Genomic DNA, 15,906 nt, shown 5'->3' with positions numbered 1-15,906 from the left:
GGGCAGGTCCCGGTCCCCGGCCGCGATCCTTGACCGATGGACGAGAGACGGCGCACGCCGTGGGAGCACCGGATGGAGACCCCGCTGTCGCTGGCGGCTCTGCTGTTCCTCGCGTCGTACGCGATCAGAGTCCTGGGGCACGGGCTTCCACAGGCGGTGCGCGACGCGTGTCTCGCGGTGACCGCCGCCGCCTGGGCCGTCTTCGCGCTGGACTTCGCCGTCAGGTGGCGCCACAGCGGCATGGGGCTCTCGTTCGTGCATCGCCACTGGCTGGACGCGGTGGTCGTGGTGCTGCCTCTGCTGCGCCCGCTGCAGGTCGTGCGGACCTACGACGCCGTGCAGCGCCGGCACGAACAGCCGCGGCTCAGCCTGCACGCGCGCGTGGCGACCTACGCCGGCATGTCCGCCTTGCTGCTCGGATTCGCCGCATCCCTGGCCATGTACCAGGTCGAGCGCGGACGGCCGCACGCCACGATCCGTAACTTCGGGGACTCCGTGTGGTGGGCCTGCTCGACGCTGTCGACCGTCGGATACGGCGACATGGTCCCGGTGACCGCGGCAGGGCGCCTGGTGGCGGTGGCGCTGATGGCCTGCGGTCTGGCGCTGCTCGGGGCGATCACGGGCTCGTTCTCGTCCTGGATGTTCCAGGTGTTCCGGCGCGACGGCGACGAGAGGCCCCCGGAAAACTTCCCGGGGGCCTCCTGATGTCGTACGTCCGTGCCGTCAGCGGCGGACGTCAGACCTGCACGCGCTCCTCGACGACCTTGACGATCTTCTCGATCGCCTCGTCGACGGGGATGCCGTTCTCCTGCGAGCCGTCGCGGTAGCGGAAGGAGACGGCGCCGGCCGCCATGTCCTCGTCGCCCGCGATGATCATGAACGGCACCTTCTGCTTCTGCGCGTTCCTGATCTTCTTCTGCATGCGGTCCGAAGAGGAGTCCACGTCGACGCGCAGGCCCTTCTTCTTCGCCTTGGCCGCGAACTCCTCCAGGTACGGGATGTGCGCGTCGCCGATCGGGATGCCGACCGCCTGCACCGGCGCGAGCCAGGCCGGGAAGGCGCCCGCGTAGTGCTCGAGGAGCACCGCGAAGAACCGTTCGATGGAGCCGAAGAGCGCGCGGTGGATCATGACCGGGCGCTGCTTGGTGCCGTCGGGGCCGGTGTACTCCAGGTTGAAGCGCTCCGGCAGGTTGAAGTCGAGCTGCACGGTCGACATCTGCCAGGTGCGGCCGATGGCATCCTTCGCCTGAACGGAGATCTTCGGGCCGTAGAAGGCGGCGCCGCCCGGGTCCGGGACCAGCGGGAGGCCCTGCTTCTCGGCGACCTGGCGCAGCGTCTCGGTGGCCTCTTCCCAGATCTCGTCGGAGCCGACGAACTTCTCCGGGTCCTTGGTCGAGAGCTCCAGGTAGAAGTCGGTCAGGCCGTAGTCGCGCAGCAGCCCGAGGACGAAGGTGAGCGTCTTGTCGAGCTCCTCCGCCATCTGCTCCTTGGTGCAGTAGATGTGCGCGTCGTCCTGCGTGAAGCCACGGGCGCGGGTCAGGCCGTGCACGACGCCCGACTTCTCGTACCGGTACACGGTGCCGAACTCGAAGAGGCGCAGCGGCAGTTCACGGTAGGAACGCCCGCGCGCATCGAAGATCAGGTTGTGCATCGGGCAGTTCATGGGCTTGAGGTAGTAGTCCACGCCCTCGTCGAGCTGCATGGGCGGGTACATGCCGTCGGCGTACCAGTCCAGGTGGCCCGAGGTCTCGAAGAGCTTCCCCTTCGTGGCGTGGGGGGTGTAGACGAACTCGTAGCCCTCCTCCTCGTGCCGGCGGCGCGAGTAGTCCTCCATGACCCGGCGGATGATGCCGCCCTTGGGGTGGAAGACGGCCAGACCGGAACCGATCTGGTCGGGGATCGAGAACAGGTCCAGCTCGTTGCCCAGCTTGCGGTGGTCGCGCTTCTCGGCCTCGGCGAGGAACTCCAGGTGCGCCTTCAGCTCGTCCTTCGACGGCCACGCGGTGCCGTAGATGCGCTGGAGCATCGGGTTCTTCTCGCTGCCGCGCCAGTACGCCGCCGCGTTGCGCATGAGCTTGAACGCCGGGATGTTACGGGTGGTGGGCAGGTGGGGACCGCGGCAGAGGTCCTTCCAGCACAGGTCACCGGTCTTGGCGTCGAGGTTGTCGTAGATGGTCAGCTCTCCGCCGCCCACCTCGACATTCGCGCCGTCGGCGCCCTGTTCCAGGTCCGCGGAGCCCTTGATGCCGATGAGCTCCAGCTTGTACGGCTCGTCGGCCAGCTCCTCGCGGGCGGCCTCGTCGGTGACGACGCGGCGCGAGAACCGCTGCCCGCGCTTCTGGATCTCCTGCATCTTCTTCTCGATGGCCTTGAGATCCTCGGGCGTGAAGGGCTTCTCCACGTCGAAGTCGTAGTAGAAGCCGTCCTTGACCGGCGGGCCGATGCCCAGCTTGGCGTCGGGGAACAGCTCCTGCACGGCCTGCGCCATCACGTGCGCGGTGGAGTGGCGCAGGATGTTGAGGCCGTCCTCGGAGGAGATCTCGACGGGCTCGACCTCCTCGCCGTCCTGCACGGCGTACGCGAGGTCCTTCAGCTCGCCGGCCACACGGGCGGCGACGATGGTGCGCTCGCCGGCGAAGAGCTCGGCCGCCGTAGTGCCCGTCGTCACCACGCGCTCTTCCCGCTCGGAATCGCGTTGGATGATCACACGGACGTCTGACACCGGACTCTCCTGACTGAAGGCGGCGCGCGATGACCTGGCCACGCGCGCAATACACAGAGGATCGTACCGAGCCCGGGGCCCGACTCGCGAAACGGTATCGACACCGCCCGCGCCACGTTCCCCGCGCACACACCGGGAACCCCCTGCTCACGAGCCCGTGAGCTCAGTCGTCCCCGCTGCACGCCTCCTCGAAGAAGTCCAGATTCTCCTGGAGCGACTTCATCAGCCGGTCCCGCTCGGCCTCCTCGACCTGTACGGGCACCACGCCGCTCGCCCCGGTCAGCCGCCGGAAGCCGCCCCGGCTCTCCAGCCGCCCGTGCACCCTGATCGGCAGCCCCACGAGATGCGCGTGCCCCGCCGTCCGGTACGCCTCCTCGTCCAGCGTCATCCGTACGTGCGGCACATCGGCGCCCCCTATGACGTGCAGCCGCACCGTGCCCTCGCCGCGCGGCCGCGATCTGCGCATGCGCACGACGGTGCCGGTGATGCGGACGGCGATGGACGGCTCGGACTGCAGATAGCGGGCGCTCGCCTCCCGCAGCACCGTCAGGTCGCCGGGCGAGAACTCGACGGGCTCGTCCCCGGCCGTGCACTCGTCGGGCACTCCGGCCGCCGGTGACCACTCGACGCCGACCCGGGCTCCCTCCGTGCCGCGGACGAGGGCGACGAGCGCTTCGACGAGCTCGTGGCTCACCCCCGCCTCGACGGCGCCGTCGAAGGCGTCCATGCCGCCGGTGGCCCGCCGGTAGTCGATGGCCTCGCGCGCCGCGTACAGCGCCTGGTGGAGACGGACGGCGAGCGCGCGGCCCGCGGCGACGGGCACGAACGCGGTGAGCCTGCGGCCGCCTGGGGCGTCACCGACGAGGACGGTCTCCAGCGACGCGGCCGCGGGCCTGCGGTGGCGCGCGCCATAGTACCCGGCCTTGCCCCGGGCGGCGAGCGCGGCGGCCAGCAGCATCCGCCGGGCGGCGGCGCGCAGTTGCTCCTCCACCGGCCATGCGGTGCTTCCCGCGGGCCCGGCCGGCACATCGCGCCACCAGCGGATCTCGTCGCTCGGCACGGCGAGCGAGACGAGGACCTCCCGCGCGGAGCGCGACCCGCTGCGCTCCAGCGCCTCGAGCGCCTCGCCGAGCAGGTCGTCGCTGTCGGGGAAGGCGCGGCTCTCCGGTACGAGCAGGCTGGTGCGCCCTGAGGCGCCGGGCAGCGTCCAGCGCACATAGCGCCCGGTGGCGCCGCCGCGGCGCTCCCAGCCGTGCCGGTCGAGCAGTGCGTTGAGCACGACCGGGTCGACCTGCTCCGGGCCGGGGCCTTCGAGGTCAGCGGGGTGGGATCGGGCGGTGTTCAGGGCGCGCAGGCGCTCGTCGGTCGGGCGGTGCTGCATCAGGGTCTCCCTCCCTGTCCGTCAGGGCCTCCCGCGTGTGGCCTTCAGGCGTCACGCGCCTTCAGGGCGTCACGCGTTTCAGGGCCTTCCGCCCGTCCCGATCCGCGTCATGATCTCGCAGAGCGCACGGTCGTCGAATATCCGCGAGGTCGGGATGCGCACGGTGGTGCGGCGCCGGCCTGTCACCGGATGGCCGGCCAGGTTGATCCAGTAGCAGCAGTGCCGCAGGTCGAGCCGGTCGTGGCCGGCCCGCAGCCAGTCGTCCTGCGAACGCGGCACGATCATCACGACCAGGATCTTGTGCACCGACACCGGTGTGCGGGCGAGCTTCTCCAGATGCGCGTTGTCGAGCGTGAAGGAGAAGGAAGGCCCCGGCGGCTTCGGCGGGATCTGGTACGTGCACTTGAGCTGCACCTTGATGGTGACCTCGTCGTCGACCGTGTGCCCGGGGGCGCTGTGGCTGACGTGCCAGTCGATTCCGTTGTCGGGGAACGGCTGAGAGAGCGAACAGCCCGCGGCTGCCGCTACGGCGTGCAGATAGCCCACCTGGAGTGTCTCCATGCAGGCGGTGGTGGCGAGTGTGCCGCGCGGCGGTGCGATCCGCTCGGGCAGCAGCCCACCCTGTTCGGGCTGCGCGAGCGCCATGTCCAACTGGCCTTCCGAAACAGGTGAATCCCCTGGGCGGGTCTCTGAACTGCCGTGACCCGTATCTGTGTTGTCTCCGGTCGGCGTACGACGCAAACAGCCCGGGTATCACCGAAACGGGCAGCCGCGAGGGGTCATCTGCCAGGTGTGAACGAGGAGTTGCATTGACATGACGTGCTGGTACGAGGGTCCTCTGGCCGCCTTCGACACCGAGACCACCGGCGTGGACGTGGAGAGCGACCGCATCGTGTCGGCCGCGATAGTGGTGCAGGACGCCGCGGGCAGCCGGCCGCGCGTCTCACGCTGGCTCGTGAATCCGGGGGTGCCGGTGCCGGCCGGGGCGACGGAGGTGCACGGCCTGACGGACGAGCACCTCCAGCGCAACGGCCGCTGGCCGGCCCCCGTCATGGAGGAGATAGCCAGGCTGCTGGGCGAACAGGCCGCGGCGGGCCGCCCGCTCGTGGTGATGAACGCGCCGTTCGATCTGACACTCCTGGACCGGGAGTTGCGGCGCCATCGCGCGTCCGCGCTCGGCCGCTACATGGAGAGCTCATCGCTGTGCGTCCTCGATCCGCGCGTCCTCGACAAACACCTGGACCGCTACCGCAAGGGCCGCCGCACCCTGACGGACCTGTGCGCGCAGTACGAGGTGGAGCTGGAAGGCGCACACGACGCGGCCGCCGACGCGCAGGCCTCCCTGGATGTCGTACGGGCCGTGGGGCGCCGTTTCGCGTCCCGTCTGGAGCGGCTGTCCCCTGCCGAACTGCACACCCTTCAGGCCGTTTGGCACGCCGCGCAGGCGCGTGGGCTGCAGGCGTGGTTCGCGCGCAGCGGCAATCCGGAGACGGTGGATCCAGCGTGGCCGATGCGCACGGAACTGCGGGAGGCCGCCTGAGAGTTGCCCGCCCGGGCTCGGGCCCGGGGCACAGAAAAGCCGGTCCGTCTGCTGACGGACCGGCTTTCTTCCGGGTGGGCGATACTGGGTTCGAACCAGTGACCTCTTCGGTGTGAACGAAGCGCTCTCCCACTGAGCTAATCGCCCGGGAACGGGTTGAACCATACAGGCCCCGGCGGGTTTCCATCAAACCGGTTCGGTCAGCGCCGCCGCAGATACGCGACGAGTCCGCGCCGCCCAGCCCGCATCATCAGCGCGTGGTTGACGAGGAACACCGGCCTGCCGACGAGGGCGAAGCGCCGCAACAGGGGTTTGCACACCTCCACCTCCTGCTCGTACTGCGCACGCGTCCCGCCCCCGTGCGCGCGCACGGTCCACCGCGCCCAGCCCTCCAGGTCGCCGGACATGGCGATCTCCAGGACCCCGGCCCCGGGGTCGCCGCGCAGGGCGGTGGCCGTCACGAACAGGTCGTACGGCAGGAGCGAGCGGAAGCGGGCGGTGCCGCGCCGCTCGTCGAGTGGGGTCGCCTCGCGCACTTGGGGCCACCACAGGGGATAGTCCTCGCCGCGCTCGAGGACCGCGAACACGTCGGCGGGCTGCGCGGGCAGGTCCCAGACGCTGCGGAAGCGGTAGTGACTCCAGTCCATGGTGCGAGTCTCCCCCGATACGCGGCGGCTCACATGAACGTGAATTGACCCGATGGCGCCGGTCATTGATTCACCGTCAGAACTTCCGGATACCGCGCGAAGTCCGGGAACTCTGAAACGGGGTCAGGTTCGTCCGGTCTTCGAATTGCCCAAGAGGTCTAGCCGGGTTATCCCATGCGTCCGAATGGATTATGGGATTCCCGTTCCGGTCGCGGGACACCAGGGGTGTCCCGCCGTCGGAAAGCGCTTGCCGATCATGGTGGCCACACGCGGAAACGCCGAGGGCCCCGGAGGCTTGAAGCCTCCGGGGCCCTCGGTCCGGGGTGGGCGATACTGGGTTCGAACCAGTGACCTCTTCGGTGTGAACGAAGCGCTCTCCCACTGAGCTAATCGCCCGGGCGCAGAGAGAACATTACCGCATGTCAGCGGGTGCTCCGACCAGCCCTGACACCCCCGGCGCGACCCTCGCGGGCCACCCCGCTCACTCCTTGATCTTCCACGGCATCTCGAAGCCGAACTTCCACACGTAGATCCCCACGAGCACCGCGATGATCACCACGCCGATCGACGTCAGGATGATGTTCCGCCGGCGCACCGCCGGGTCGAGCGCGCGCTGCGTGGCCTCGGTGACCTTGCGCTTCGTCCAGCGGAGCACGAGCTGCGCCCAGACGAACTCGGTCGCCCAGATCGCCATGCCGCCGAAGATCACCAGCCAGCCCGGGCCCGGCAGCGGCAACATGATCACGCCCGCCACCACCACCGCGAGCCCGATCACGAAGACGCCGACCTGCCAGCTCAGGTGCAGGGCTCTGCGGGCCTTGATGAACTCCGGCGCCCGCGAACCGAGCTCCGGCTCGGTCTTCGCTCCGTCCCCCGTCGTCGCGGCCACGGATTCAGACTCGGCCGCCTCGTCACTCCCCGTATTCATACAACCAAACCTACCCGACGGAATCGCGTCACCGGAATGGACGCTCCGGAACAAGTAACACTCCGCCGTCCGAGCTACCTAAAGGCACTCAAAACACTCAGAGGGGTTTACAACGGCACCGTAGGTGGCATGTCGATTTCGCCGACGTGCGAATCCCCGAGCGCACACTGAGCGAAAGGCCCTGGCGCTTATGAACACCACGGTCAGCTGCGAGCTGCACCTGCGCCTCGTTGTGTCGAGCGAGTCCTCACTGCCTGTACCCGCAGGACTGCGGTATGACACGGCCGATCCCTACGCCGTGCACGCCACCTTCCACACCGGAGCAGAAGAGACGGTCGAGTGGGTGTTCGCCCGCGATCTGCTCGCCGAGGGCCTGCACCGGCCCACCGGCACCGGCGACGTCCGAGTCTGGCCATCCCGTAGTCACGGCCAAGGCGTCGTCTGCATCGCTCTGAGTTCTCCTGAGGGCGAGGCTCTGCTCGAAGCCCCTGCGAGGGCGCTGGAGTCGTTCCTGAAGAGGACCGACGCGGCCGTGCCACCCGGCACGGAACACCGCCACTTCGATCTCGACACGGAGCTCTCACACATCCTGGCCGAAAGCTAAGGCCTGGAGCCGACGCCGGCACACCGCCGGGGTCACGCACCGCGAGAGCCGCTCGATGCCGTCCACTCGGGGAGACGGACCGAGCCACAACAACTGCATATGGCATACACCGGCGCCGCCGCCGTGGGATCTTCCACGGGGGCGGCGTCGGCGCGTCCACGGACAGGCGCCACACGGCCGACCGGACCTATAACATCGGCCAGCATCGGCGGGCACAGGCCCGACCCCCCCCAGGCCAGGGAGCAAATCGTGCTGATCACCCACGACACCCGGTGCGCCCTCGACACCGTGGTCGATCTGGTGAACACCGCACCGGACGACGAACAGGCCGCCGACGGGCTGGCCGATCTGGCAGCCCTGGGCGAATTCGTACGAAAGAACGACATCAGCGACGTCGGGGTGCTCGCAGAGCGTGACCTCGACGCCGTACAGAGCGTGAGGGGACGGTTCGCCGCCGTGTTCGCGGCGGCCGATCCGCACGCCGCGGCCTCGCTCATCAACGAGCTGGTCGCCGCCGCGGGCACCACGCCGCGTCTGACCGACCACGACGGCTACGACTGGCACGTGCACTACTTCGCGCCTGGCGCGTCCGTCGCCGACCACCTCGCGGCCGACTGCGGGATGGCGCTCGCCTTCTTCGTGGTCGCCGGGGAACAGGAGCGGCTGCGGCGCTGCGAGGCCCCGGACTGCCGGCGGGCCTTCGTGGACCTCTCGCGCAACCGGTCCCGCAGGTACTGCGACAGCCGCACCTGTGGAAACCGCTTGCACGTGGCGGCGTACCGGGCGCGCCGCAAGGAGGCGGCGGGCTGACCCGCCCGCACTCTCACAGCACGAACAGATCGTGCAGCGAAGCCAGGAGCAGCAGGCAGCCGATCACCGCCAGAAAGATCATCAAGGGCGGCTGCGACAGTGCGAAGAGGCAGCCTCGGCGTTCGTCGGCCGTGAAGGCGTCGTGTCGCTCGTCGGCCTGCGGGGCGGAACCGCCCTGTGTTGTGTCCAGCATCTCGCGGCGATGATGACGCAGTCGGCGCACCGCAGTCGATCAACACGCTCAAAAGAAGCGGGGGTTCGCCGGATCCCGTGACGAGAGTGGTACGAGGTCGACCGGAAGGAGTCCAACAGCTTCCGTTTCAGGCCGAGGTCGATCGACCTCGGTCGAGGGTCCTCGGGTCAGATCCCGTGCTTCTTCAGAATCGCCTCGATGTCGCTGAAGTCCTCGGAGGCGGGCTTCGCGGCGGGGCGGGCCGCCGCGGGTCGGGTGCTCTGGCCCAACGAGGGGGCCGAGGCGGCGGGCTCGACGGCCCGGGCCTCGGCGGCGGCCTTGGCCGCCTTGCGCTCCTTACGGGTGCCACCGCTGCGGCGCTCAAGCGCGCGGGTCACCATGAACAGGAGCCAGGCGCCGCCGAGCACGACGAAGCCGGCCCACGCCGTCGGGCTGAACGCGGTGTCCGCCAGCCAGCCGACCGCACCGGTCATCACCAGACCGATCGGCACCAGCGAATAGGCGGCTATGCGCGCGGCCGCGAGGAAACGCTTCCGGTACGCCGTGACCGCGGCGATGCCCAGCCCGGCCACGGAAACGGCGGAACAGACGGTCTCGGCAATCATCCGGTCCTCCTGGCACAGGCAGCGGGCGACGGAGCATTCCGTCCCCTCCATCGTGCACCGCCCCGGGGTCCGGAGGCCACGATCCGGGCGGACCTCAGGGACATTTCCGGGTACGACCTCCTCCGCAGGTCCCGGTCCGGGGGCTGTCAGGGATCCTGCCGGGGGTCCTGCCGGGGTCCGATCAGGGGGCGTGTTCAGCAGGTGCCGGTTGGGGTCCCCGGCGCCTGACTGGAAGACTGGTCGCATGAACGACGCCTCTCCCGCCTCCGCCCCTCAGGCCCGCCCCGTCCTCGACGTCTGGTGCGAGCTCCAGTGCCCCGACTGCCGCACCGCACTCGACGACGTGCGCGCGCTGCGGGCCCGCTACGGCGACCGCATCGACCTGCGTCTGCGGCACTTCCCGCTGGAGAAGCACAAGCACGCCTTCGCCGGCGCGCAGGCCGCGGAGGAGGCCTTCGAGCAGGGGCAGGGCTGGCCGTACGTGGAAGCGGTGCTCGGCCGCGTCGAGGAGTTGGGCCGCAAGGGCGAGCCGTTCCTCGTCGAGGTCGCGGGTGAACTCGGTCTGGACGCCGAGGAGTTCGACACCGCGCTCGTCGACGGCCGGCACATCCTGATCGTCGACGCGGACCAGGCCGAGGGCAAGGCGATCGGCGTGACGGGCACACCCACGTACGTCATCGACGGCGAGCGGCTCGACGGCGGGAAGAGCCAGGACGGCCTGCGCGAGCGCGTCGAGGAGATCGCCGACCGGCTGCTCGGCTCGTAGCTCCAGCCCCTGCCCCTGCCCCTGCCCGCGAGCCGCTCAGAGCAGCGGCTTGTACAGGTGGAACTCGGTCGCCCGGTATCCGAGCGACTCGTACAGGCGGACGGCCGGGGTGTTGCCCGCGAAGACGTTGAGCCCCAGGCGGGCGGCGCCCGCGGCGCGCGACTCGGCCTCCGCGAGGAGCATCAGTGAGCGTCCGTGGCCGTGCCCTCGGTGCTCGGCCGCGACCTCGACGTCGTACACGTAGGCGCTCTCGCCGCGCAGCGCGACCCACAGCGTGCCCACGACCGCGCCGTCCGTCTCAAGCACGCTCAGGACGGTGTCCCGCGTAGCGAGCCCTTCCCCGAGCGTCGCGGTGTGATCGGCCTCGGCCTTGGCGCGCGCCTGGGCTTCCGGGACACCGCGCTCGACCAGGCTGCGCACGTACCCGACGCGCGTATGCGCCTCCCACGCCGTGAACTCGGGGCCGGTCATCCGCCGCCCCGCGCTGCCCGCAGGAAGCCCGGAGGGCTCGGCGGGGAGGTCCTTCTCCATGTTCCGGTTGCGTTCGACGTAGCCGAGGGCGGTGGCCAGGGCGAGGGCACGCTCGGCCGGTGCGGGGATCGAGACCTCGATCCGGCCGCAGCCCCAGCCGCGCGCCACCTCCTCGGCGGCGAGGGCGGCGACGGTGCCGCGGCCCCGCCCGCGGTCCGGCTCGTCGATCCGAAGATCACGGATCCGGGCCACCCGCTCGCCGTAGACGGGATGGGTGCCCAGGCGCAGCTCGCCGACGGGACGGCTGTTCACACACACCTGGTAGTGGCGTGACCGCGTCCCGTCGGCGTCGCGCTGAAGCGGCTCGGTCGGCCGCAGAGTGGTGGTCATCAGGGGTGTTCTACCCGCCCTGTGACCACCCCGTCACCCGGATTAGGAGTCGCCCGGACTACGGGTCGAGGTCGTCCGCCGCGCGCTCGTCGAAGACACGCATCGCCTTGGCGGTGACGGGCCCGGGCGCGCCCGGCAGCTCGCGTCCGTCGACCCGGTGCACGCCCTGCACATCGCGCAGCGTGGACGTCAGGAAGATCTCGTCGGCGCGCTCCAGTACGTCGAGCGGCAGATCGGTCTCCTTGGCGCCGGTCCACTCGACGGTCAGCGCGCGCGTGATGCCCGCCAGACAGCCGGAGGCGACCGGCGGGGTGTGGATCTCACCGTCGAGGACGACGAAGATGTTCGACCCCGTGCCCTCGCAGAGCTGCCCCACCGTGTTGGCGAACAGCGCCTCGGAGGCGCCCTGTTCGCGCGCGCGGGCGAGCGCGACGACGTTCTCCGCGTACGAGGTGGTCTTCAGGCCGGTGAGCGCGCCGCGTTCGTTGCGCGTCCACGGGACCGTGACCGTGGCGGTGGAGTCGGGGCGCCGGCCGGCCTCGCCGAGCGCGACCACCAGCGTCGTCCCGTGCTCACCACGGTCGGAACCCAGCGGGGAGAGCCCTCCGGTGTACGTGATCCGCAGCCGGCCGAGCGGCATCGGGTTGGCCTCGAGGACGGCGTCGCAGGCCCTGCGCACCTCGTCGAGGTCGGGCTCGGCCAGACCGAGACCGCGCGCGGAGCGGGCGAGCCGGTCCAGGTGGCGGGTCAGCGCGAACGGCTTCCCGTCGACCGACTTCACGGTCTCGAAAATGCCGTCGCCCACGGTCAGGCCGTGGTCGAACACCGAGACACGGGCGGCCTCGAGTTCCTGCAGTGCGCCGTCGAGCCAGATCTTCACGTAGGGATCCCTTCACTTTCCTCGTACGTACCCGACGCTACCGCCAGCAGCCGGGAAGCCTTCAGTTCGGTCTCCCGCCACTCACCTTCGGGGTCGGAGCCCCAGGTGATGCCGGCGCCGGTGCCGAACCGCAGGACGCCCTCGGCCCGGTCGGCCCAGAACGTGCGGATGCCGACGGCCAGCTCGCCGGTGCCCCGGTCGGCGTCGACCCAGCCGATGCCGCCGCAGTACGGGCCGCGGGGCGCCGTCTCCAGGGCCTCGATGATGCGCAGGGCGCTGGACTTGGGCGCTCCGGTGACCGAGCCGGGCGGGAACGCGGCGTCGAGCAGGTCGCGCCAGCCGGCACCTTCGCACAGTTCCCCGCGGACGGCGGAGACAAGGTGGACGAGGCCCGGGTGCTTCTCGACCACACACAGCTCCGGGACCGTCACGGAACCGGTCGCGCAGACGCGTCCGAGATCGTTGCGGACCAGGTCCACGATCATCACGTTCTCCGCATAGTCCTTCTCCAGGAGGTCCGCCTCGGTGCGGCCCGTGCCCTTGATCGGCCCGGATCCGACGCTCCGCCCGGTGCGGCTCAGGAAGAGCTCGGGGGACGCGGTGGCTATCTCCACGCCGTGCTCGGGAAGGCGGATGGTCCCCGCGTAGGGGGCCGGGTTGCCTCGCGCGAGGAGCGCTGTGAGGGCGTCCACGTCCGCGTCCGGGGGAAGGGGCGCGGACAGGACGCGGCAGAGATTGGCCTGGTAGACCTCGCCGGCCGCGATGTGGGTGCGGATCCTGCGCACGCCCTCGGTGTACGCGGCCCGGTCGAGGGAGGACGTCCAGTCACCGGCCGCGGGCCCCTGCCAGGCGCCGGGGACCGGAGCGGGCACGGGCTCCTCCCGCACGGAGTCGAAGCGGGCGCACACGAGACGGCCCTCGAAGTCGGCGGACACGGCCCAGAAGCCGGACGAGTCCAGGGCCTCGGGATCGCTGGTCACGTCGCGCAACTCGGTCGCTACGAGACCGCCGAAGCGGGCCAGAGGGGGCAGGTCGTGAGGGAGGTCGCGCACGTCTTCGAGTCTATGGCGGGTGTCCCCCGCGTGACCTGGGGCGGTCGCACCGCAGCACGCTGCGCAAACGCGTTTTTGTACTGGCCCGGGAATCCGCTAGAGTTCAACACGTCGCCGGGACGCGCAAGCGAAACGGAAACGACAAGCGGACGTAGCTCAGTTGGTAGAGCGCAACCTTGCCAAGGTTGAGGTCGCCAGTTCGAACCTGGTCGTCCGCTCAGGAAGTGGGGGATCTTCCCGAACCCCCACACTCCTGGTGGAGTGGCCGAGAGGCGAGGCAACGGCCTGCAAAGCCGTCTACACGGGTTCAAATCCCGTCTCCACCTCCAAGGACGATTAGCTCAGCGGGAGAGCGCTTCCCTGACACGGAAGAGGTCACTGGTTCAATCCCAGTATCGTCCACTGGATCATCGCGAAGGTCATCTTCCCGACGGTCCGAAACCCCGCGCGATTAGCTCAGCGGGAGAGCGCTTCCCTGACACGGAAGAGGTCACTGGTTCAATCCCAGTATCGCGCACGCAGTACGACTCACGGGTCCTGATACAGTCTGGCCCGTCCCGCGCGATTAGCTCAGCGGGAGAGCGCTTCCCTGACACGGAAGAGGTCACTGGTTCAATCCCAGTATCGCGCACAGTCAAGAAGCCCCCGGCCTTTCGGCCGGGGGCTTCTTCATGTGCCGGGCGGCTCAGGAGGAGAAGAGCATCCGGCCGAAGCCGCCCTTGCGGTGGCCGTGGTGACCGTGGTGCCCGCCGTGGTGCGGGGCACCCCAGGCCGGGGCGGGAGCCGACGGGTACGCCTGCGGGGCCGGAGGCGCCGGCGGCGCCTGCTGCTGCCACTGGGACTCGAGCCGGGTCAGGGACTCCAGCTCGCCGTAGTCGAGGAATATCCCCCGGCAGCCGCTGCACTGCTCGATCTGGACGCCATTGCGGTTGTACGTGTGCATCGGTGCATGACACTTGGGGCACTGCATGGTCGGCTCAACTCCTCGCCGTTCGGCACTTCTTCGCCGGAACACTTCCCGGCATCGGTCCGTTGCACCCTACTTCGCGGCGCCGTGTGCCAACTCGGCCGGTACCGCTGCCATTCGGTCACAGGCGTCGACCAACGCCTCCTCGGCCTCGTCGAGCGCCCGGCCGGCCGCGGCTGCCTTGGCCACGGCGAGGGCCGCGGTCTGGACGGTGAGGGCGCGGGCCGGGGCGTCCAGGGCGGGCCAGGGGTCGCCCTGGAGCGACGGAGCGCCGCCCGCCTCCTGGTACGCGGTGAGGAACCTCGTCCACTCCTGTGCCGGAAGCAGGCCGCACGCGAACCACGCGGCGGGGCGCGCGAGGTCCCAGGCAGGGTCTCCGGTGCCGAGGTCGTCGACGTCGATCAGGAGCCAGGGGCCGGTGCCTGCGGGGCGGCGGACGAGCTGGCCGAGGTGCAGGTCTCCGTGGCACAGGGCGGACGCGTGCCCGCCGGGGGCCTCGGCGCGGGCCCAGGGCGGCAGGCCCGACCAGGCGCGCAGGATCGGCGCGGACGCCGGATGGGGACCGGCCGCCAGGAGCCGCGCGACGGCGAGGGCCGCCTTGACCGGGCCGCGCATCGGCGGGAGCGGGCCCGGGAGTTCCGCCACGGGCACCGTGTGGAGGCGGGCCAGGAGCGTGGCCGCGTCCTCCCACGGCGCGTGTTCAGGGGCGTCGGGGTCCACGGGGCTGCCGTGCGGCCAGAACGTGACGAGCCGGTCGTGCAGATCCGCCGCGACCGGCGTGAGCGGCGGCAGCAGGACGCCGGGGAGTGCGGCCGCCACGGCGAGGCGGGCGTTGAGCTCGGCGGGGTCCGTGCCCGGGGCGTGGGCCTTGGCGACGATGTCTCCGTGGCGGACGACCGTCCCGTCCGCGCGGTCGGCGAGTACGGCGCCCGGTGCCGGGCAGGCGCAGGGCCCCTGGGTGCGGTGCGCCGCGCCGCGTGCCGTGGCGGTGAGTGCGGGCAGCAGGACGGGTGCGATCATCGGTGGTTCCCCCCGGGTGGTGTCACCGCGAGCGTACGCAGGATCCGGCGGGTGGGACTCACCGGTACGCGGGCAGAACAATGGCCGCGCAGCTCCCCAGCTGCGCGGCCATCATGTGCCGTCCGCCGCACCCCCGTCCCCACGGGGTTTCATGGCCGGATGTCCCCGCCCGGACCGCTCTTCCGGGCCTGGGGCGCCGCTCAGCGCCCCAGCATCACGCCCACGGACGACGCTTGTGTGACCACTGCTTCCCAGCCGCCGAAGACGACTACGAGCAGGGCCGCCAGGGGAAGAACCATGGCCGTCGCCACCAAGGGGTGACGGCGCTCGGAACGACGGCCGCCGAACGCGGCGAATGCCCTGCGTCCCTGCGTGCGGACCATCGTCCGCGGTGCCGTGTCCGCCATGGTTCCTCTCCCGGTCAAGATCTTCGGTTTGGCAGCGGCGGGTACCTGACCTCGGGGGACGAGTGCTTGCACCCGCCGCTTGACCTCAAATCTAGGCGCGTCAGGAGCCACGGTCGTCATGCCCTCGTACCGATTGCCGGGCCTCCCGGAGGATGACCGCCGCTCCCTCGCCTACTCCCCTGGGTGGAGAAGAAGGCCTGGGTCTCGGGCTAGGCCTCGGGGTCTTCCCGGAGGGGACGCGCGGCGCGGGCCGCCGCCTCCGAGGGCTCCTCCCTGGGTACCGGCTGCTCGACCAGGGCGAGTACCCGGGTCGCCATGAACCGTGCCGTACGCACGACAGAGCCGGAGCGGGTGACTTCGCTCACTTCCACCACGCCCCTGCGGACCGCCGTCTCGACCCGGCGGCCCGCCCGGCTCGCCACCACCTCGTACGTGCGCGTCGTGTCCCCCGCGTCCACGACTATCTCCACTCGGTCACCCTTCACAGGCCCAATCCCCCTTCTACGACGGATGGTTGGCGATC

General features: G+C 70.5%; 19 protein-coding genes and 7 tRNA genes. 10 read left to right on the top strand and 16 right to left on the bottom strand.

The window, feature by feature from the left end:
• Positions 1 to 36: 36 nt before the first annotated feature.
• Positions 37 to 705 (top strand): potassium channel family protein, encoded by a 669-nt coding sequence (locus tag OG698_RS36545; RefSeq protein ID WP_406108155.1) that lies wholly within the window; start codon positions 37 to 39, stop codon positions 703 to 705.
• Between the two features lie 31 nt (positions 706 to 736).
• On the opposite strand, the gene thrS is transcribed toward OG698_RS36545, so the two are convergent.
• The 3 genes from thrS to OG698_RS36530 form a co-directional block, all read right to left on the bottom strand.
• Positions 737 to 2,722, bottom strand: a complete 1,986-nt coding sequence (gene thrS, locus OG698_RS36540; RefSeq protein WP_406108153.1) for a threonine--tRNA ligase — start codon at positions 2,720 to 2,722, stop codon at positions 737 to 739.
• A gap of 163 nt (positions 2,723 to 2,885) precedes the next feature.
• On the bottom strand, positions 2,886 to 4,103 hold the full coding sequence (locus tag OG698_RS36535) for a hypothetical protein (RefSeq protein ID WP_406108151.1): 1,218 nt from the start codon (positions 4,101 to 4,103) through the stop codon (positions 2,886 to 2,888).
• 78 nt (positions 4,104 to 4,181) lie between these two features.
• On the bottom strand, positions 4,182 to 4,748 hold the full coding sequence (locus OG698_RS36530) for a DUF4365 domain-containing protein (protein WP_356272315.1): 567 nt from the start codon (positions 4,746 to 4,748) through the stop codon (positions 4,182 to 4,184).
• Between the two features lie 169 nt (positions 4,749 to 4,917).
• Here OG698_RS36530 and OG698_RS36525 point away from each other — a divergent pair, with 169 nt between their 5' ends.
• Positions 4,918 to 5,643: a 3'-5' exonuclease gene (locus tag OG698_RS36525; RefSeq protein ID WP_100597013.1), complete on the top strand. Its 726-nt coding sequence runs from the start codon at positions 4,918 to 4,920 to the stop codon at positions 5,641 to 5,643.
• 75 nt (positions 5,644 to 5,718) lie between these two features.
• Here the strand turns inward: OG698_RS36525 and OG698_RS36520 are convergent.
• The 4 genes from OG698_RS36520 to OG698_RS36505 form a co-directional block, all read right to left on the bottom strand.
• Positions 5,719 to 5,790 (bottom strand) — tRNA-Val (locus tag OG698_RS36520).
• Between the two features lie 53 nt (positions 5,791 to 5,843).
• Positions 5,844 to 6,290, bottom strand: a complete 447-nt coding sequence (locus tag OG698_RS36515; RefSeq protein WP_406108148.1) for an SRPBCC family protein — start codon at positions 6,288 to 6,290, stop codon at positions 5,844 to 5,846.
• Between the two features lie 324 nt (positions 6,291 to 6,614).
• Positions 6,615 to 6,686 (bottom strand) — tRNA-Val (locus OG698_RS36510).
• A gap of 85 nt (positions 6,687 to 6,771) precedes the next feature.
• On the bottom strand, positions 6,772 to 7,218 hold the full coding sequence (locus tag OG698_RS36505; protein WP_406108147.1) for a TIGR02611 family protein: 447 nt from the start codon (positions 7,216 to 7,218) through the stop codon (positions 6,772 to 6,774).
• A 190-nt stretch (positions 7,219 to 7,408) separates the two neighbouring features.
• Between OG698_RS36505 and OG698_RS36500 the strand changes: the two genes are divergently transcribed.
• Positions 7,409 to 7,822: an SsgA family sporulation/cell division regulator gene (locus OG698_RS36500; RefSeq protein WP_003959770.1), complete on the top strand. Its 414-nt coding sequence runs from the start codon at positions 7,409 to 7,411 to the stop codon at positions 7,820 to 7,822.
• A 249-nt stretch (positions 7,823 to 8,071) separates the two neighbouring features.
• Positions 8,072 to 8,632, top strand: coding sequence for a CGNR zinc finger domain-containing protein (locus tag OG698_RS36495; RefSeq protein ID WP_406108145.1), 561 nt, complete (start codon positions 8,072 to 8,074; stop codon positions 8,630 to 8,632).
• Between the two features lie 13 nt (positions 8,633 to 8,645).
• On the opposite strand, the gene OG698_RS36490 is transcribed toward OG698_RS36495, so the two are convergent.
• Both OG698_RS36490 and OG698_RS36485 read right to left on the bottom strand, forming a co-directional pair.
• Positions 8,646 to 8,825, bottom strand: a complete 180-nt coding sequence (locus OG698_RS36490) for a hypothetical protein (RefSeq protein WP_100597017.1) — start codon at positions 8,823 to 8,825, stop codon at positions 8,646 to 8,648.
• A gap of 167 nt (positions 8,826 to 8,992) precedes the next feature.
• Positions 8,993 to 9,430 carry a hypothetical protein gene (locus OG698_RS36485; protein WP_406108143.1) on the bottom strand — a complete coding sequence of 146 codons (438 nt, stop codon included), beginning with the start codon at positions 9,428 to 9,430 and terminating at the stop codon, positions 8,993 to 8,995.
• 244 nt (positions 9,431 to 9,674) lie between these two features.
• On the opposite strand from OG698_RS36485, the gene OG698_RS36480 reads away from it, so the two are divergent.
• The gene (locus OG698_RS36480) at positions 9,675 to 10,196 is read left to right on the top strand and encodes a DsbA family protein (RefSeq protein ID WP_406108141.1); all 522 of its coding nucleotides are present in this window, start codon (positions 9,675 to 9,677) and stop codon (positions 10,194 to 10,196) included.
• 36 nt (positions 10,197 to 10,232) lie between these two features.
• Here the strand turns inward: OG698_RS36480 and OG698_RS36475 are convergent, their stop codons facing one another.
• The 3 genes from OG698_RS36475 to OG698_RS36465 are packed head-to-tail and all read right to left on the bottom strand — an operon-like array spanning position 10,233 to position 12,989.
• Complete coding sequence (locus OG698_RS36475; protein WP_406108140.1) at positions 10,233 to 11,057, bottom strand: GNAT family N-acetyltransferase; 825 nt, start codon at positions 11,055 to 11,057, stop codon at positions 10,233 to 10,235.
• Between the two features lie 58 nt (positions 11,058 to 11,115).
• Complete coding sequence (locus tag OG698_RS36470) at positions 11,116 to 11,937, bottom strand: aminotransferase class IV (protein ID WP_406108138.1); 822 nt, start codon at positions 11,935 to 11,937, stop codon at positions 11,116 to 11,118.
• The gene (locus OG698_RS36465; protein ID WP_406108136.1) at positions 11,934 to 12,989 is read right to left on the bottom strand and encodes a chorismate-binding protein; all 1,056 of its coding nucleotides are present in this window, start codon (positions 12,987 to 12,989) and stop codon (positions 11,934 to 11,936) included. Before OG698_RS36465 ends, OG698_RS36470 begins: the two co-directional genes overlap by 4 nt.
• Before the next feature lie 145 nt (positions 12,990 to 13,134).
• Between OG698_RS36465 and OG698_RS36460 the strand changes: the two genes are divergently transcribed.
• From OG698_RS36460 to OG698_RS36440, 5 genes are all read left to right on the top strand, one after another.
• Positions 13,135 to 13,207: transfer RNA gene (locus OG698_RS36460), tRNA-Gly, on the top strand.
• A 37-nt stretch (positions 13,208 to 13,244) separates the two neighbouring features.
• Positions 13,245 to 13,318 (top strand) — tRNA-Cys (locus OG698_RS36455).
• A 1-nt stretch (position 13,319) separates the two neighbouring features.
• Positions 13,320 to 13,391 (top strand) — tRNA-Val (locus tag OG698_RS36450).
• 43 nt (positions 13,392 to 13,434) lie between these two features.
• Positions 13,435 to 13,506 (top strand) — tRNA-Val (locus OG698_RS36445).
• A 42-nt stretch (positions 13,507 to 13,548) separates the two neighbouring features.
• Positions 13,549 to 13,620 (top strand) — tRNA-Val (locus OG698_RS36440).
• A 54-nt stretch (positions 13,621 to 13,674) separates the two neighbouring features.
• Here OG698_RS36440 and OG698_RS36435 read toward each other — a convergent pair.
• The 4 genes from OG698_RS36435 to OG698_RS36420 form a co-directional block, all read right to left on the bottom strand.
• On the bottom strand, positions 13,675 to 13,959 hold the full coding sequence (locus tag OG698_RS36435) for a zf-TFIIB domain-containing protein (protein ID WP_406108135.1): 285 nt from the start codon (positions 13,957 to 13,959) through the stop codon (positions 13,675 to 13,677).
• 69 nt (positions 13,960 to 14,028) lie between these two features.
• Positions 14,029 to 14,976 carry a phosphotransferase family protein gene (locus tag OG698_RS36430; RefSeq protein WP_406108133.1) on the bottom strand — a complete coding sequence of 316 codons (948 nt, stop codon included), beginning with the start codon at positions 14,974 to 14,976 and terminating at the stop codon, positions 14,029 to 14,031.
• Between the two features lie 200 nt (positions 14,977 to 15,176).
• The gene (locus OG698_RS36425; RefSeq protein WP_116503303.1) at positions 15,177 to 15,383 is read right to left on the bottom strand and encodes a hypothetical protein; all 207 of its coding nucleotides are present in this window, start codon (positions 15,381 to 15,383) and stop codon (positions 15,177 to 15,179) included.
• A 209-nt stretch (positions 15,384 to 15,592) separates the two neighbouring features.
• Positions 15,593 to 15,868, bottom strand: coding sequence for a hypothetical protein (locus OG698_RS36420; RefSeq protein WP_399970834.1), 276 nt, complete (start codon positions 15,866 to 15,868; stop codon positions 15,593 to 15,595).
• Positions 15,869 to 15,906: the final 38 nt, after the last annotated feature.

Origin of the sequence: Streptomyces sp. NBC_01003 (assembly GCF_045162695.1) — a bacterium.
Classification (GTDB): Bacteria; Actinomycetota; Actinomycetes; order Streptomycetales; family Streptomycetaceae; genus Streptomyces.
Note: the sequence above shows the minus strand (reverse complement) of the source record. Positions and strands in the feature narration are given on the sequence as shown.

Coding starts and splice junctions, on each gene's coding strand:
- OG698_RS36485 (WP_406108143.1), bottom strand. CDS start 9,430: ATGATTGCCGAGACCGTCTGTTCCGCCGTTTCCGTGGCCGGGCTGGGC.
- OG698_RS36545 (WP_406108155.1), top strand. CDS start 37: ATGGACGAGAGACGGCGCACGCCGTGGGAGCACCGGATGGAGACCCCG.
- OG698_RS36475 (WP_406108140.1), bottom strand. CDS start 11,057: ATGACCACCACTCTGCGGCCGACCGAGCCGCTTCAGCGCGACGCCGAC.
- OG698_RS36500 (WP_003959770.1), top strand. CDS start 7,409: ATGAACACCACGGTCAGCTGCGAGCTGCACCTGCGCCTCGTTGTGTCG.
- OG698_RS36430 (WP_406108133.1), bottom strand. CDS start 14,976: ATGATCGCACCCGTCCTGCTGCCCGCACTCACCGCCACGGCACGCGGC.
- OG698_RS36525 (WP_100597013.1), top strand. CDS start 4,918: ATGACGTGCTGGTACGAGGGTCCTCTGGCCGCCTTCGACACCGAGACC.
- OG698_RS36535 (WP_406108151.1), bottom strand. CDS start 4,103: ATGCAGCACCGCCCGACCGACGAGCGCCTGCGCGCCCTGAACACCGCC.
- OG698_RS36480 (WP_406108141.1), top strand. CDS start 9,675: ATGAACGACGCCTCTCCCGCCTCCGCCCCTCAGGCCCGCCCCGTCCTC.
- OG698_RS36490 (WP_100597017.1), bottom strand. CDS start 8,825: ATGCTGGACACAACACAGGGCGGTTCCGCCCCGCAGGCCGACGAGCGA.
- OG698_RS36425 (WP_116503303.1), bottom strand. CDS start 15,383: ATGGCGGACACGGCACCGCGGACGATGGTCCGCACGCAGGGACGCAGG.
- OG698_RS36515 (WP_406108148.1), bottom strand. CDS start 6,290: ATGGACTGGAGTCACTACCGCTTCCGCAGCGTCTGGGACCTGCCCGCG.
- OG698_RS36435 (WP_406108135.1), bottom strand. CDS start 13,959: ATGCAGTGCCCCAAGTGTCATGCACCGATGCACACGTACAACCGCAAT.
- OG698_RS36505 (WP_406108147.1), bottom strand. CDS start 7,218: ATGAATACGGGGAGTGACGAGGCGGCCGAGTCTGAATCCGTGGCCGCG.
- OG698_RS36530 (WP_356272315.1), bottom strand. CDS start 4,748: ATGGCGCTCGCGCAGCCCGAACAGGGTGGGCTGCTGCCCGAGCGGATC.